This window comes from Neobacillus sp. BP17 (genome assembly GCF_059579525.1).
On the sequence record NZ_CM184198.1, the window covers coordinates 632156 to 648996 of the forward strand.

General features: G+C 39.2%; 12 protein-coding genes. 7 read left to right on the forward strand and 5 right to left on the reverse strand.

Annotated elements, in window-relative coordinates; translation table 11 throughout:
* The first annotated feature begins 93 nt into the window (after window positions 1-93).
* From AC4QJR_RS03065 to AC4QJR_RS03075, 3 genes are read left to right on the forward strand one after another with little or no spacing between them, the layout of a single operon-like run.
* Complete coding sequence (locus AC4QJR_RS03065) at window positions 94-1677, forward strand: spore germination protein (RefSeq protein ID WP_496525239.1); 1584 nt, start codon at window positions 94-96, stop codon at window positions 1675-1677.
* A complete protein-coding gene (locus AC4QJR_RS03070; RefSeq protein WP_496525240.1) occupies window positions 1674-2870 on the forward strand; it encodes a Ger(x)C family spore germination protein in 1197 nt (398 codons plus the stop codon). The genes AC4QJR_RS03065 and AC4QJR_RS03070 overlap by 4 nt, the downstream gene beginning before the upstream one ends.
* Complete coding sequence (locus AC4QJR_RS03075) at window positions 2867-3958, forward strand: GerAB/ArcD/ProY family transporter (protein ID WP_496525241.1); 1092 nt, start codon at window positions 2867-2869, stop codon at window positions 3956-3958. The genes AC4QJR_RS03070 and AC4QJR_RS03075 overlap by 4 nt, the downstream gene beginning before the upstream one ends.
* 114 nt (window positions 3959-4072) lie before the next feature.
* On the opposite strand, the gene AC4QJR_RS03080 is transcribed toward AC4QJR_RS03075, so the two are convergent.
* Window positions 4073-5521: a L,D-transpeptidase family protein gene (locus AC4QJR_RS03080; protein ID WP_496525242.1), complete on the reverse strand. Its 1449-nt coding sequence runs from the start codon at window positions 5519-5521 to the stop codon at window positions 4073-4075.
* 303 nt (window positions 5522-5824) lie between these two features.
* Between AC4QJR_RS03080 and AC4QJR_RS03085 the strand changes: the two genes are divergently transcribed.
* Window positions 5825-6757 carry a fumarylacetoacetate hydrolase family protein gene (locus AC4QJR_RS03085; protein WP_496525243.1) on the forward strand — a complete coding sequence of 311 codons (933 nt, stop codon included), beginning with the start codon at window positions 5825-5827 and terminating at the stop codon, window positions 6755-6757.
* Window positions 6758-6857: 100 nt separating this feature from the next.
* Here the strand turns inward: AC4QJR_RS03085 and nspC are convergent, their stop codons facing one another.
* The 4 genes from nspC to AC4QJR_RS03105 form a co-directional block, all read right to left on the reverse strand.
* Window positions 6858-7985, reverse strand: a complete 1128-nt coding sequence (nspC, locus tag AC4QJR_RS03090) for a carboxynorspermidine decarboxylase (protein ID WP_496526604.1) — start codon at window positions 7983-7985, stop codon at window positions 6858-6860.
* Window position 7986: 1 nt separating this feature from the next.
* Window positions 7987-9225: a saccharopine dehydrogenase family protein gene (locus AC4QJR_RS03095; RefSeq protein WP_098576058.1), complete on the reverse strand. Its 1239-nt coding sequence runs from the start codon at window positions 9223-9225 to the stop codon at window positions 7987-7989.
* 677 nt (window positions 9226-9902) lie between these two features.
* Entirely contained in the window at window positions 9903-10889 is a 987-nt protein-coding gene (locus tag AC4QJR_RS03100; RefSeq protein WP_098576057.1) for a glycoside hydrolase family 43 protein, read from the reverse strand.
* Between the two features lie 132 nt (window positions 10890-11021).
* The gene (locus AC4QJR_RS03105) at window positions 11022-11783 is read right to left on the reverse strand and encodes an IclR family transcriptional regulator (RefSeq protein ID WP_496525244.1); all 762 of its coding nucleotides are present in this window, start codon (window positions 11781-11783) and stop codon (window positions 11022-11024) included.
* A gap of 242 nt (window positions 11784-12025) precedes the next feature.
* Here AC4QJR_RS03105 and AC4QJR_RS03110 point away from each other — a divergent pair, with 242 nt between their 5' ends.
* The 3 genes from AC4QJR_RS03110 to AC4QJR_RS03120 all read left to right on the forward strand — a co-directional run bounded on the left by AC4QJR_RS03110 (window position 12026) and on the right by AC4QJR_RS03120 (window position 16838).
* On the forward strand, window positions 12026-14020 hold the full coding sequence (locus tag AC4QJR_RS03110; RefSeq protein ID WP_496525245.1) for a YjhG/YagF family D-xylonate dehydratase: 1995 nt from the start codon (window positions 12026-12028) through the stop codon (window positions 14018-14020).
* A 116-nt stretch (window positions 14021-14136) separates the two neighbouring features.
* On the forward strand, window positions 14137-15072 hold the full coding sequence (locus tag AC4QJR_RS03115; RefSeq protein ID WP_496525246.1) for a dihydrodipicolinate synthase family protein: 936 nt from the start codon (window positions 14137-14139) through the stop codon (window positions 15070-15072).
* Between the two features lie 383 nt (window positions 15073-15455).
* Window positions 15456-16838, forward strand: a complete 1383-nt coding sequence (locus AC4QJR_RS03120) for a glycoside-pentoside-hexuronide (GPH):cation symporter (RefSeq protein WP_496525247.1) — start codon at window positions 15456-15458, stop codon at window positions 16836-16838.
* Window positions 16839-16841: the final 3 nt, after the last annotated feature.

Consider the following 16841-nt stretch of genomic DNA (forward strand, 5'->3'; position numbering starts at 1 on the left):
GTAAAATATTGCATCTTATCCTTAGCAAAAGTGTATAGAAACCTCTCTCATTGGAAAAATAATACACAGTGAATTAAAGGGGGGGGCACAAGAATGGTTCGGTTCCGTAAACGAGAAAAGGTAGATAAATTGAAGAAAATCATTTCACTATCCCGTGGAGAAGAAACTATCGAACCATTCAGTACGAATCTTTCGGAAAACGAGCAAATTTTAAAAGAAATGTTTCAAAATTGCGCTGACTTTATCATTCGTCCTATATATATAACAGACAAACCTAAAATTCTTCTAGCTTATTTAGATGGATTAACTGACACAAAAACTCTGGAGAGTATGCTGTTCAAACCGATGGTATTTGAGGGGCTTCCCAATGATAGCGTTGAAATTCGATCGATAGTACAAATCATGGAGAAACAGCTATTATCTGTCACTCCTGTTAAAACTGTTTCACAGATGAATGAACTGGTTAATGGGGTCTTGAAGGCGAATGTCGGAATATTATTAGAAGGTGAATCACAAGCTTTACTTGTCAATTTAACAGAATTTGAAATGCGGAATGTGGAAGAACCGGCAACAGAAATCACCATTAGAGGCCCGAGAGATGGATTTACAGAATTAATCCGGACAAATACTACTCTTCTTCGCAGAAGAATCCGAAGCACTAGACTGAAATTGGAGTCCCTCTCGATTGGCGAACTTTCTCAAACCGATGTTGTTATTGCTTACATTGAGGGAATTACTCAGGATTCACTATTGGAAGAGGTACGTAAAAGGTTGGGTCGTATTAAAATTGACGCGATACTGGAATCTGAGTACATAGAGGAATTTATTGAGGACATGCCATTTTCACCATTCCCGCAAATTCAAAATACAGAAAGGCCAGATATTGTTGTGGCCAACTTACTGGAAGGAAAAGTCGCGATTCTCGTCGATAATACTCCGTTTGCCCTCATTGCTCCAATGACATTTTGGGATGGACTTCAGTCGGTTGAGGATTACTATGAACGTTTTTTCTATACCAATTTCATCCGGTTTGTTCGTTATGTTTTGTTTAATATGACTCTCTTTTTACCATCTTTATATGTCGCGCTTTCAACCTATCATCCAAAACTAATACCCACTAAACTCCTTATTAGTATAGCGTCAGCTCGAGAGGGTGTCCCATTCCCAGCGATCATTGAAGCCTTGATTATGGAATTTGTGTTTGAAGGGTTACGGGAGGCTGGGATACGCTTGCCAAGAGCGGTCGGTTCAGCGGTCAGTATTGTTGGAGCTCTTGTCGTCGGACAGGCAGCTGTACAAGCAGGTATCGTCTCTGCCCCCATGGTCATTGTCGTAGCTACAACCGGAATTGCCTCGTTTTCAATTCCACGTTACAATCTTGGAACTGCGCTGAGGCTCGTTCGATTTGCCATGCTGATTTTAGCTGGAATCTTTGGTTTATACGGTATCACACTGGGCTTTATTATGCTGACCATTCATCTTGTCAATCTCCGCTCTTTTGGGGTTCCGTATTTTACACCTGTGGCCCCACAGATTCCCCGGGATTTAAAGAGCGCATTTTTCAGGTCACCCCGATGGGCTATGCAGTTTGGTCCGATTTTTACCTTCGGCAGCAATAAATCACGAATTCCTCCTGGACAAAAGCCAAGTCCGAAAAAAGGGGGAAGAGATGATTGAAGAAAGAGTACATTCTTCATTTAGTATTATGTTTCTCCCTCTTTTTCATTTCTGGATGCTGGGATAGCAAAGAGTTAAATGAACGAGCGATATGGCTGGCTTCAGGCTATGATAGTGCAAAAAATAATGGAGTAGAAATAAGCGGTCAAATTGTCATTCCATCTAATATGCAAACCCAAGGCGGTACAGGAGGAGAAAAGGGTTTTTTTACTATTTCTGCGAAGGGAAAAAATCCAAGCGACTGTTTGGATAACATACAGTTAAAACTTCCAAGGGAGTTGTTTGCCGGTCAGCGACGTGTCATTATTCTTGGCGAGCAATTTGCACGTCGTGGACTAAAGAAAATGCTGGATGCAAATCAAAGGAGTCCCGAGGTTAGTTTAAGAACGGATATATTTGTCATCAAGGGTGCGACGGCTAAAGAAGCACTTTCTCTAACCAATCCTTTAGAAAAGCCACCGGCTACTGCGGCTTTAAGTATACATGAAAAATCGGGAGGAAGAGGGAACACCACTTACTTAAATTTTATGACGGCATCTAATAGTGACGGTTTACGCTCCACAATGCCTGTTCTTGAGTTCAGCAGTTCTCAGAATGGAAATAAAGCAGGGAAAGTGGGATCAGCTAATCCACCTCTACTACGGGTTGCCGGAGTGGCAATATTCGATCAAAACCTAAAAATGCGGGGACTTTTAAATATGGAAGAAAACAAACATATGCTGTGGGTAATGGGAATTCTGAAAAAGTTTACGATCAGTATTGCAAATAAGGATAGTAATGCAAGTCTCCAATTAAACCGAATTAGCAGTAAAATTAAACCGCATATTAGTCATCATAATCAAATTAAGTTCATAGTCACATTGAAGGGCGAGGGGACCCTAACGGAAAATAATTCAAATTTGGATGTTCAGTATCACTATAATCTTAAACAGCGCGAAAAGGAATTCGAAACTTATGCCCAAAAACAAGTTCAACAAACGATAAAAAAAGTACAAAATGAGTACGGCTTAGATATCTTTGGATTTGGCGAAGTGATCCATCGAAAGAAACCAAAAATGTGGAAATCTTTGAAAAATGAATGGGATAAGAAATTTTCAGAGGCTAAGATTATAGTAAAAGCCGACGTTAAGATTACGGACATTGGAATGAATGGGTCCTCATTGATGTATAAAGAAAGTGAGGTCAAAAAATGAAACTCTCAGCACTGCAAATTTTTTGGCTGATGTTCACTTTCGAAACGGGAAATATGATACTGATTACCATTTCCCCAAGTTTTCAGGTTGCTAAGCAAGATGCCTGGATATGCTATTGCCTGGCCGGAATGTTAGGTATTATGATTGTATACGTGTCCTCAAAGGCTGCCCTTCTCTATCCAGGAAAAACACTTGTTGAATATAGTCAGCTTATTTTTGGCAAGTGGTTCGGATTGCTTATTGTATCTGTTTATCTTATTCAATGGTTTTCTGTAATTGGTGATATCTTAAGGGAATTTGCAGACTTTACCATTACCATACTACTTCCAACTACACCATTGTGGATAATAGTGTTAACCATGCTTTTGACACTAATCTATGTAACTTACAGTGGAGGGATTGAAGGGATTGGACGGTGCAGCGAAGTGTTTGGTCCCATCGTATTCCTATCCGTTCTCATTATGTTGTTTTTATCCGTATCCATTTTTAATTACCACAATTTTCTGCCCATCTTTTCAGAGACGGGACTCCTTCCAATTATGAAAGGAACCTTAACTCCGCTCTCTTTTCTTGGAGAGTCTGTCATGATGTTAATGCTCCTTTCATTTGTGGACCATCCACAAAAGGGCTTAAAAAGCGCAGTTTTGGGAATTGCTGTAGCTTCAGGGCTTGTTAGTTCAGTCGTAATTGGAGTATTGCTGATATTGGGACCAGAAATTGCATCAAAGCTACGTCACCCTGCATTTGATACGGTCAGCTATGTTACAGTGATGGATTTTATTCAAAACTTAGAAATCCTGGCTGTTCTAGTTTGGATCCTTAGTATTTTTATTAAATTATCGCTTTACTTTTTTTTAGCCAATTATGGAACGGCACAATTATTCCATATCAAAAACTGGCGAAAAATGCTCTGGTTTACCGTGCCTGCCTTTTTTGGGATATCGGTCATCTTTCCCAACCCAACGTATAGCCTCATTTATTTGAATAAGTATTGGATCAATTTTGCTCTTCCGATCAATATGGTAGGAATCCCTCTTTTACTATGGCTGGTAGGGAGTTTACGAAAAAAATTTCAAGCACATTCCTAACATGGAAAGCCTCATTTTTAAACTATCAACCTTCAACGAATAAACATACGAAAAAGATTGAATAAAAAAATCAGGAAATCATTTGTGATTTCCTGATTCTAAGTTGGTTGGTTATTAATAGATGACCACCGGCTCGTAAGTACTGAGGTTATTATATACGGTACTCATAGCACTTGGCGGTGTATTAACGCAGCCATGCGATCCTGCATTTAAGTAGGCATTACTTGCCCAGTTTGATCGAAAGCCGGCATCATGAAATCCTTGTCCATCATTCGTAAAAGGTGCCCAATAATCAACTTGTACTTCATAACTCGGTTTTCCTCCGAGCTCTCTGCCTGTTAGTGTGGCAGGTGTTCGTTTATAGAGGATATACCACACTCCTTTTGATGTATCATTACCAGTGCTGTGTTTACCAGTCACGACATTCGTTGTGATGACTAATTTACCCTTTTTGTAAATCCAAATACGCTGTTCGGCAATCGAAACTTCCGCATATGTATCACCGATGCCATTGTTTGTTGTGGTATCGTATCCGTAGCCTTCACCACTCCAGCCATGTCCGACCGTATTAGATGCAGAAACGGAGGTCGTTCCTTTTTCAAAAGCGGACTTTACCTGTTTGGTTTCTTTAGCCACGTCTAATGCCCAGCCATAACCTTGTCCTTTAACTGAAATGACTGAACCTGAATGGGTTTTAAATTTAAAATTTTTATTTAATGTGGATTGAGACTCATTAATTTCTTCGATTTTCTTTTTAAGATCCCCTTTGTCAATCTTAACCTTCATGTCTTTTGAAACCGTCGCGTTTTTAATTAATTCGCTGCCTTTTAAAGAATAAACCTTGTCCTGGACTTTGTACTCAACGGTTTGTTGAAGAAGTTCCTGCAGCTTTTTCTCTTCATTTTTGACAATCTGACTGTCTTCTTTAATTGGCTGGATGTATACAGGGCTCAAATGGATTTCACTAGTATATCCATGCTTATCAAAGTCTTTTAAAAGACTGGCAACATCATACTGCTCACCATTCTTACTTTTTGAGATGATGACTGTACCTTCTTTCAAAATGGCCTTTGCATCTTTAGGCGGAGTTAAGCTCTTATTCATTTTTACGAGCTTCTCTTCAACTTGTTTCTTCATTTCTTGGCTTCGATACTGATCGATGTTACTCGGCAATAAGGAATATTCTTTCGCCTTTGAAGAGGGAAAAATTGACCACTGGCTTTTTAATAACTTTTTAACACCTGGCAGATCTTCCTCTGTAAATTCCATCTTCGTATCTTTTCCATCTAAAATTTGTTGTTGTCCAACGTAGACCTTATTTGTTAAGACAGACGATTTTAATTTGTTGAGTGCTTCATCAGGAGTTAATCCTCCGACATTCGTGCCATTAATTTCAATATGTGAATTAAAGTAATTTGCCTGATAATAGCTGATTGCCGAAAATATGATTGCGATGATAACGATTATACCGGTTGTGATAAACTTCCAGTTCTTATACCATTTCGTTGATTTCGACTGGCGTTGACCTATTTCTCCTACTGATTCTTTTGCCACATTTTCCACAAATATTCCCCCCAAATTACCTAACAACCCAGCTTTCGACGTCCTTCGACTTTTAAGCCTTTGGTTCTGCATCCAAACTTCAATATATTATATTATACTTAAATTTTAATACTATTCTACTAGATTTTATAGTGTGAACTTTGTCACATTTTGTCTAAGGGTGAAATTTTATATGTCTGAAAATTCAAAACACTAGCCTTGCTCGCCAAAAATCTCCATGATATAGTAAATGTATGGAAATACGGAGTTTACCCTTATAATTCTAATGTAAAAGGGGAAATATGGAAAGGAAACTAAATCAATATGAAACTAGTAAATTATAAAGTGAATTCGAATGATCCATCTAAATTTGGTGTGAAGACAGATTCCGGCATTGTCGACATTGCCAAGGCTTGGAAAGCTGCTAATGAATCCTATTCAATTCCTCTTACTTTAGAGGAGTGGTTGCAAGCGGATAAGAACTCTAAAAAACTTTTTCAAGATTTCGTTCACTCAAACAAGGATTTCAGCGCTTTCACCCTGGCAGAGAATCAGGTTCAATATGGACCATGTGTACCGAAAAGTGCAAAAATCATTTGTGTGGGCCTAAATTATCGGAAGCATGCAGAAGAATCAAATATGGAACCGCCTAAAACGCCTGTACTTTTTAACAAGTATGGCAATTCCCTAGCTGGTCATGGAGACAAAGTTGAGATTCCCGCAGATGCGAAGCAAGTTGATTTTGAAGCAGAACTTGGCATCGTAATTGGAAAAATTGCCAAAAAAGTATCAAAGGAACGTGCTTTGGATTATGTGGCAGGGTATTGCAATGCCAATGATTTATCCGCAAGAGACCTCCAATTCCGCACAAATCAATGGCTCTTAGGAAAAGCAATTGATGGGTTTTGTCCGGTTGGGCCGTATCTTGTGACTGCTGAGGAAGTCGGCAATCCAAATCAGTTGAAAATTGAAACGATTGTTAATGGTAAGATTAGACAATCTTCCAATACAGCGGACATGATTTTTTATTGCGATGAGATTATTAGTTATATTTCCAACTATATAACCCTAGAGCCAGGTGATTTGATAATCACTGGAACACCTGAAGGAGTCATCCTTGGTCTACCGGAGTATGAACAGGATTGGCTGACAGAAGGAGATGAAATAACCATTAGGATAGAAAAACTTGGTGAGCTGACAAACCAGATGACATTACCATTGGTAAAAAATGAAGAGCAAAACCATTCAACAATGTAATAGGGGACTTTTAAGAGAATGCTGATGTGCTTGGGCAATGCTGGGCAAAATTAAAGGGAGAAGTGCATTACTCGCACTGCTCCCTTTTTCTACTATTCTATTAAGCTAGTCTCATTTTAAAATCTTGATAGCCAAATTGCTGCACAACCTGACAATCCCCATCTTTATCTTGAACAGCGATGGCAGGTAATGGCATCCCGTTAAACGTGGTGTTTTTGACCATCGTATAGATCGCCATATCACCGAAAACTAAGCGATCACCGCTCTCTAATGGCTGGTCAAAAGAATAATCGCCGATCACATCTCCTGTAAGACAGGTTTGCCCGCCAAGACGATATGTATATGGCTTTTCTCCAGCTTCTCCTGATCCAAAAAGAGGAGGACGGTAAGGCATTTCCAAGACATCAGGCATATGGCAGGTAGCAGAAGTGTCAAGAATCGCAATCTCTAATCCGTTTTGATGTAAATCAAGTACGGAGGTAATTAAGTACCCAGCATTAAGAGCAATTGCTTCTCCTGGCTCAAGATAAACCTCTAAACCGTATTTATCCTGCATTCTTTTAATGCACGCTTCCAGCCGCGGAATGTCATAATCTTCTCTTGTGATATGATGACCACCGCCAAAGTTGATCCATTCCATTTGCGGAAGAAACTCACCAAACTTTTCTTCGACTGCATTAAGTGTCGTTTCTAAGTCATCAGAGTTTTGCTGACAAAGGGTATGAAAATGCAGCCCTGAAACACCATCCAGCAAATCGGGACGAAAGTGTTCTATCGTGACACCGAACCTTGAACCTGGTGAACAAGGGTCATAGATATCATGTCCTACTTGAGTAGAACATTGCGGATTGATGCGCAAGCCAACTTTTCTGCCAGCTTGAAGTGCTTTATCTTTAAATTTCTCCAATTGTGAGAAAGAATTGAAAATAATATGATCGCAAATTGAGATAATCTCATCGATTTCATCTGCACGGTAGGCAGGGGCAAAGACATGATTCTCTTTGCCCATTTCCTCGTAACCTAGTCGTGCTTCGTACAAACCGCTTGCGGTTGTTCCACTTAGATACTCCCCAATAAGAGGGTAGAATTTTGTCATCGAAAATGCCTTTTGCGCTAAAACAATCTTAGCACCTGTGCGTTTCATGACACCGTTTAGGATTTTGAGATTTTTTTCCACAAGGCCTTCATCAACGACATAACACGGTGTTGGTAATTCTTCAAACCGCATCTTAACGAACAAGCTCCAACTCTTTTGCTTCTTCAGGCAATGCATCAACAAGCACAGGATTAAAATCTTCTACCCATGGAAGGCCCCATTTGTTTAACTCTTCCATGAATGGATCTGGATCAAATTCTTCAATATTGAATACGCCTGGTTTATTCCATTTGCCAGTCATAATCATTGCAGCACCAATCATTGCAGGAACACCTGTTGTATAAGAGATGGCTTGAGAGCCGACTTCTCTATAGCACTCTTGGTGGTCACAAACATTGTATACATAATAGGTCTTATCTTTTCCGTCTTTTTTCCCTTTGAAGATACAGCCGATGTTGGTTTTACCAACTGTACGTGGACCAAGGGAAGCTGGGTCTGGTAATACAGCCTTCAAGAATTGAAGTGGAATGATTTGTTGTCCTTCGAATTCAATTGGCTCGATAGAAGTCATTCCCACATTTTCAAGGGCTTTTAAGTGTGTAATATAACTTTGGCCAAACGTCATGAAGAAACGGATACGCTTAATCCCTGGGATATTTTGCGCAAGAGATTCAAGCTCTTCATGATATAGCAAATACATATCCTTTTGACCAACTTCAGCGAAGTTATATTCGCGTTTAATTTCCATTGGCTCGGTTTCAACCCATTCACCGTTTTCCCAGTATCTTCCGTTAGCAGAAACCTCACGGATATTGATTTCAGGATTAAAGTTTGTTGCAAATGGATAGCCATGGTCGCCGCCATTGCAGTCAAGAATGTCGATATATTCGATTTCATCAAAATAATGCTTAAGAGCGTAAGCGGAGAATACACCTGTTACACCAGGGTCAAAGCCGCTGCCTAAAAGAGCTGTGATTCCAGCTTTTTCAAAACGCTCACGGTATTCCCACTGCCATTTATATTCAAATTTAGCGGTGTCTTCTGGCTCATAGTTTGCTGTGTCCATATAGTGTGTCTTTGTTGCAAGACAAGCATCCATAATTGTTAAGTCCTGGTATGGTAAAGCTAGGTTCATTACGATATCTGGTTTTACTTCATTGATTAAGGCAATTAATTCATCTACATTGTCAGCATCTACTTGTGCAGTCGTGATTTTTGTTTTACCGCCATCTAATTTCGCTTTTAATTCATCACATTTCGATTTTGTACGACTCGCGATGCAAATCTCTTCAAATACTTCACTGTTTTGTACACATTTATGAATTGCTACTGATGCCACGCCGCCGGCGCCAATAATAAGTGCTTTTCCCATTCTCTTAATCTCCTAACTGGTTAATTTTTTTTAATGCAGAGAGAAATTGAATTCCTCTTAAAATTTCACAACAAAAAAAGCAAGTGAATCATAACGCATAACCGCGCACAACACTTGCTTTAGATATAATCATCAATATTAAAAAAGCATACGTATACCGTAATAGAAATCATACCACTACGATAAAGGTCCTTATAAAATCAGTAAGGAAGCTCTATAATATTCAAAATATATCTTATTAGGATCAGAGTCTATATAGCAAATAATTACTTTTACTACTCTTATTGACCGTTTCACAAGTTGTGTGCATATGCACTGGTTGTAAAGTAACCAACTTATAAAATTTGAGCTTTTAACTCAATCAATAAGGCAACTAAAGTTGCCATTCGGCATTTGACCCGGCTGTCCGTATGGCCTTAACTTCTTGAAGGAAGTGGTCAAAAATTATCTGCTTGGAAAGATCCAGACATATTGAATAACAGCTTTCCAATTTACGCACCTTCAATAATATCAGCAACTATTATAAATGGCAATAAAAAATTCAAAAAAAATGTCGGAAAATATTAGTAGGGAAACCAGTGCATGGTTATTGGGCCATTAAATAGTGGCAGGTGATATAAAAAACTCCCAAAGATCAAAAAAACTGACCCCTTTATGAGGGTCAGTGGTCAATCTAATTATTTATTTCCATAAGGGTCAATCGTTTGAATCGTTCCATCCTCGTTATATTTTAGTTCCGTGTATTTCACAGAACGCTTATGATTCACGCCATCTGATAACGAGCAATCATGATAGAACAGATACCATTTATCATTAAACTGGACAATCGAATGATGTGTGGTCCAGCCAATTACAGGTGTAAGAATTGTCCCTTTGAACACAAATGGACCCTGTGGATTATCACTTACAGCATAAACAATTTTATGCGTGGTACCAGTAGAATAGGATAGATAGTAAAGACCATTGTATTTATGAACCCATGGTCCTTCAAAATATCTTCGGTCCTCATCACTTGCAAGAATTGGATTACCGTTTTCATCGACAATGGAAATTTCTTTTGGTTCGCTTTTAAAAGTAAGCATATCGTCGCTTAGTTCAGCTACTCTTGGTCCTAAAGCAGGTTCTGCAGCGGCTGGACCTTCAGCATCTGGGATAAAAGTTCCTGTCTGCCATTTTTCTAATTGTCCTCCCCAAAGCCCGCCGAAATAAACATATGCTTTGTCATCTTCATCCACCAAGACAGCGGGATCAATGCTGAAGCTACCAGGTATATAATTTTCTTCTGGTGTAAAAGGTCCAGCCGGATTAGGGCTAGTTGCAACGCCAATTCTGAAAATACCCTCTTTATCTCTTGCAGGGAAAAATAAATAATAGGTGTTATTTTTGTAAGCAGCGTCTGGTGCCCAAAGCTGTTTACTTGCCCAAGGGATATCTCTTAAATGAAGAGCTTCTCCGTGGTCTACACATGGTGCACCTGCGTCATCCATGGATAAAATATGGTAATCTTCCATCTTATATTGGTCACCATTATCATTAGATGGCTCATCGTGATCAAGGTCATGAGAAGGATAAATATAAAGCTTACCTTCAAAGACATGTGCGGAAGGATCTGCTGTAAAAATATGCGTAACTAATGGTTCATTGGGCTTTGAGTTTTTCATCATCATATCTCCCCATCAAATAATTTAGAAACATACCATGTTATTATATCCGAAGTTAGATGACTTTGTATATCCAAACAACTAACTTTTTTAATAGCCTATGTTTTTTATTAGTTGTTAACTATTAAGGAAAAATCATTCATATCCATATTTCATTTGTTCCGAGAGTTCATTACAGGATGTTTTGAGAAGATCAATAAATATCTGCAGCTCCGGATCGTTCACACGAGAAATTAAAGTGGAGATACTAATTGCAGCCAGGACCCGGCCCTTCCCGTTGAATATGGGTACAGCAGCACAACGAACACCTTGCTCGTTTTCTTGTTCATCTACTGCATAGCCCTGCTCCTTGACTTTTTCAATTTCTTTTCGAAAAACCGCTTCATTGATGATCGTATTTGCAGTTTGATACTGGTAGTTATAATTTTTTAATAAGTGCTCCAATTCATTAGGGGGTTGATAGGCTAAAAGGACTTTTCCAATCGCAGTAGAGTGGAGGGGGAGTCTTCGGCCAATACGTGAATAACGAATAATTGATTGTTCCCCTTCTACTTTATCTATATACACGCCTTCCCGACCGTCCAATATCCCCAGGTGCACTGTTTGCCCCGTTTTGGCAGAAAGATCGAGAAGGTATTTTTTTGCAGTTTTTCTTATATCCATATTGCTGATGACTAAATTCCCTCGTTCAGCTAGTTTCAATCCTAATCTATATTTACCATTATCCGGATTTTGATCGATATAGGAATACTCATGAAGTGTTTTTAATAGGGAGTGTACAGTACTTTTATGCAACCCCATCTTTTCACTAATTTCGGTAATTTTTAGCTCCGACTTATGCTCATCAAATAAATCTAGAATTTTCAGAGCCCGTTCAACAGATTGAATAATAGGCATAAATAACTCCTTTGGTTTTATATTGTAAAATTATATCTTATTATAACAAACATTATGGATTAATAAATGTGGATAAAAAATTTTGAAAAAACAATTTTTAGGTTGTAATGGAATAGGCACAATAAATAAAGATATGCTATAATCAAATCACAACCAAATAATAAAACTTAGTTTTATATTATAAAACTATAAATATACATAAAATCATTACTTGGTAGTAAATAAATTCATCGGAGGTTACTATGTCATTAAATTCAATATTTGACGAAGGAAATCAATCCCTTTATAGCATAAAGACTCATGGCGCAGGGCCGGAAGGTTCACTTCCACTGACGCCCGAAATGTTAAGAGAACTTCCAAGCGGTGATATTTTTGGTATGACCCAAAATGCCGGAATGGGCTGGGAACCTTCCAAGCTCCTTGGAAAACAGGTGCTGATTATCGGAACATTGGCAGGAATTCGGGATCATGATGGCACTCCCATTGCATTAGGATATCATACTGGAAACTATGAATTAGGATTGCAAATGAGGGCTGCTGCTGAAGAAATTACTAAGCAAGGAGGCGTCCCATTTGCCAGTTTTGTAAGTGATCCATGTGATGGCCGCTCTCAAGGGACAACAGGCATGTTTGACTCCCTTCCATATAGGAATGATGCAGCACTTGTGATGAGACGCCTAATCCGGTCCATCCCGACAAGACGAGCCGTTATAGGTGTTGCCACCTGTGATAAGGGTCTCCCGGCCGTGATGATTGCCCTGGCATCCATGCATAATCTTCCAACCGTCCTCGTTCCGGGAGGAGCAACACTTCCGCCTACAGATGGGGAAGATGCGGGCAAGGTTCAAACGATTGGTGCAAGGTTTTCAAATGGTGAGCTTTCATTGGAGGATGCCGCAAGACTTGGTTGTGTGGCATGTGGCTCATCCGGTGGTGGTTGTCAGTTCTTAGGAACTGCTGGAACCTCACAAGTGGTTGTCGAAGCACTGGGATTGGCACTGCCGCATTCTGCTTTATCACCGTCTGGCCAGCCTGTTTGGGAAGAAGTCGCGAAACAGTCAGCACGGGCAGCGTTGGAATTGGAAAAGAGAAACATTACTACTAAGGATATTATTACAGATAAAGCAATTGAAAATGCAATGGTCCTTCATGCAGCATTTGGCGGTTCAACCAACTTGCTTTTGCATCTTCCTGCTGTTGCACATGCTGCTGGCTGCAAAATTCCTACTGTAGATGATTGGGAAAGAATTAATAAATTGGTGCCTCGCTTAGTAAATGTATTGCCAAATGGTCCGGATAATCATCCAACCGTTCGTGCTTTCTTAGCTGGAGGAGTACCTGAAGTTATGCTTCATCTAAGGAAATTAGGCCTGTTACATGAAGATGTTCTTACGGTGACAGGGGAAACTCTAGGAGCAAACCTTGATTGGTGGGAAACCTCAGAAAGACGTGCGAAATTTAGACAACTATTGGTGGAACATGATGGAATTCAACCAGATGAGATCATCATGAGTCCAATTCAATCAAAACAACGAGGATTAACCTCAACAGTTACGTTTCCGAAAGGTAACATTGCACCTGAAGGTTCTGTCATAAAATCAACTAGCATTGATCCTTCCGTGGTCGGAGAAGACGGTGTTTATCGTCATACTGGTGAAGCAAAGATTTTTACTTCTGAAAAAGCAGCGATCAGGGCGATTAAAACAGGCGGAATCGAAGCAGGTGACATCATGGTTGTTATGGGTGGAGGACCATTGGGGACAGGAATGGAGGAAACGTATCAATTAACTTCTGCATTAAAACACTTATCTTATGGGAAACATGTTTCCTTACTTACAGATGCACGTTTTTCAGGCGTTTCAACTGGGGCATGTATCGGACATATTGGGCCAGAAGCGTTGGCAGGGGGACCAATTGGTAAATTACGTGATGGAGATGTAATTGAAATTATTATTGACAGAGAACAATTGGTCGGTACTGTTAACTTTATCGGGACAAAGGACAATAGATTGTCGATTGAAGAGGCAACTAGAGTATTAGATGAACGTGGGACACATCAAGGCGTTAAGCCAGATCCTGGCTTACCGGATGATACTCGATTATGGGCTGCACTTCAATCCGCGAGTGGAGGAACTTGGCGAGGTAGTGTTTATGATACTGATCGAATCATTGAAGTATTGAATGCAGGCATGAAAGCATTAGCGAATGAAAAGAAGGAAAAAAGTTTGACTAAGTAATTTTTAAGAGAGTAAAAAATTTCATTGGATGTATTATAGCTCATTAAACAAATATTATTATCCCGGCGGGCTCAGGTAAAATTAGAGCCTGCTGGGTATCCAAGGAGAGAGATTCATTGAAAAAAGCACAATTTCTAACGCCGGTTGTTACTGCTTTTACTGCTGAGGGCAAATTGGACCATCAGGCTAACAAAAATATCTATGATTTTTTAATTAATGGGGGAGTAGACGGTTTAGTCATTATGGGCAGTACTGGAGAGTTTTTCGCCATGAATGATGCCGAGAAGAAAGAATTGATCGACCTTGTGGTTAACCATGTGAATCATCGGACCAAAGTGTATATTGGGACTTCGTGCATGACGGTCGAAGATACGATACAGCTTTCCAACTATGCAATTGATGCCGGTGCGGATGGTGTTATGATTATCAGTCCATATTATTTTTCACTTTCGGATGAAAGTGTTGAGTATTATTACGATCAGGTTGCCGATTGGGTAAATGGTGATATTTATTTGTATAATTTCCCTGCAAGGACAGGCCATGACTTGTCTCCGCAAGTGACTCTCAATCTCTTGAGGAAACATAAGAATATTAAAGGATATAAAGATACTGTCACGGAAATGACGCATACAAGAGAATTGATTCAAACGGTGCGGGACGAATTCCCTGAATTTATTGTCTACTCCGGATTTGATGAAAACTTTGCCCATAATATACTTTGTGGTGGTAATGGCTGTATTGGGGGGCTCTCCAACTTATATCCAGCAGTATTTTCTGAGTGGGTAAAGGCCATCAACTTGCGTGACCTGGAAAAAGTGGCTGAAATCCAAAAGATTGTCGATAAAATGATGGGGCTATACGATATTGGGACTCCGTTTATCCCGATTATGAAGCAAGCGATGGTTCTTCAAGGGATTGAATTAGAGGGATATTGTCAAAAACCGCTTATCCCGCCAAATGACAAACAAATAGAGTCCATCAATCTGCTTTTGCAAGAATTAGATGCATTGATTGTTCAAGTTATTCCTAATTATAACGGGGTTTTAGTTTAAATTCGTAAATAATAGGTTAGAAAATATGTCCTAAGTAGGAATAGATTTCCTTGGTGTAAGGTGTTATAATCTAGCTAAATAAGGTTATATTATAAAATTGTATTTTATAATATAAAACTATTTTGTGTTCTATTCATATTGCACTGGCAGAAAGCCCTTTCTTAGCCAGTGCAGGCACACATAAATAGAGTAAAAGGAGTGAAGTGGAAGGTACAAGGGATACAAAGCACAACGGTCCTGCATTGTGGCGTGAAAATGCCATGGAAGGAAATCCATAAAGGTTTTTATCCAGTTTGGTAGATTGGATAATAATATTATCATAACTTTGTTTATAGGACCAACAAACTAAGTGTTTGTAAATAATAATTAAAAGGGGAATCAGAATGAATACAAGTGTTGCTCAGCAATTGACAGTAGTTCAACCCGAAAAGATCAAAATGAAGGAAAAGATTGGCTATGGTACGGGTGATTTGGCCTGTAACTTCATTTATCAAACGGTAAGTAGCTATCTATTATTTTTCTATACTGACGTTTTTGGAATCACGGCAGCAGCTGCTGGATTAATGTTCTTAGTTGTTCGGTTGATTGATGCGGTTCTCGATCCATTTATTGGAGCAGTTATAGATAAGACCAAAACAAAATACGGAAGATTTCGTCCCTATCTTTTATACGGTGCCTTTCCATTTGCGGGTGTAGCGATTCTCTGTTTTACAACTCCAGGATTTTCTGATCCTATGAAACTTGTGTATGCATATGTAACTTATATTTTATTATCGATTACGTATTCAGTGATTAACATTCCTTATGCAGCGCTTACTTCAGCCATAACTCAAGATAACAAAGAAGTCGTTAGCTTGACTTCAGTACGGATGCTGTTCGGAAACACTGGTGGATTGATCGTCTCCTTCGGTGTGCCCCTTTTAGCTGGAATCTTCACAAATATGACTGGAGAAACAGGCTCCGGATGGCAAATCACCATGACTATCATGGGGATTTTAGGAGCATTTTTGTTGATATACAGCTTTTATAACACAAAGGAACGTGTTCCGCTTAATCATTCAAAAGAAGCAGAGATTAACTTTAAAGATATCTGGATTCAATTAAAAACAAATCGTCCACTATTAATCGTTTGCTTTTTCTTTATACTTAATTTTGGTGTAAACTCCATTGTTAACTCTGTTGGAATTTATTATGTCACATATAACGTTGCCAGACCGGAATTAGTAAAATGGTATGGTTTAATGGGAACGCTTCCTGCACTTATCCTTATGCCATTAATGCCATTATTGTACAAATGGATGGGTAAGAAAAAGCTATTATTTACAGCTTTATCATTAAAGGCAATCGGCTTAATAGCTCTTTTCCTTATTCCGCCGACCATGGTTCCATTTGTATTTGCAGGACGTTTAATTGCAGCACTAGGTACAATAACTGCAGGTGCATTTACATGGGCGTTAATCCCTGAAACCATCGATTTTGGCGAATATAAGACTGGTAAACGTGCAAGCGGTGTCATTTATGCGTTGGTTGGATTCTTCTTCAAGTTTGGTATGGCAATCGGAGGAATTGTTCCAGGATTAATTTTGGCCAAATTCGGTTATGTTGCTAATCAAGCGCAAACTCCAGAAGCATTGAATGGTATTTTGATTACCATGACTGTCATTCCGGCCGTATTTGTTATCATCGAGCTAGTTGCCATCTTCTTATATAAATTGGATGAAAAGGAACATAAACGAATTCTTAATGTATTAAAAACGAGAGGATGATCA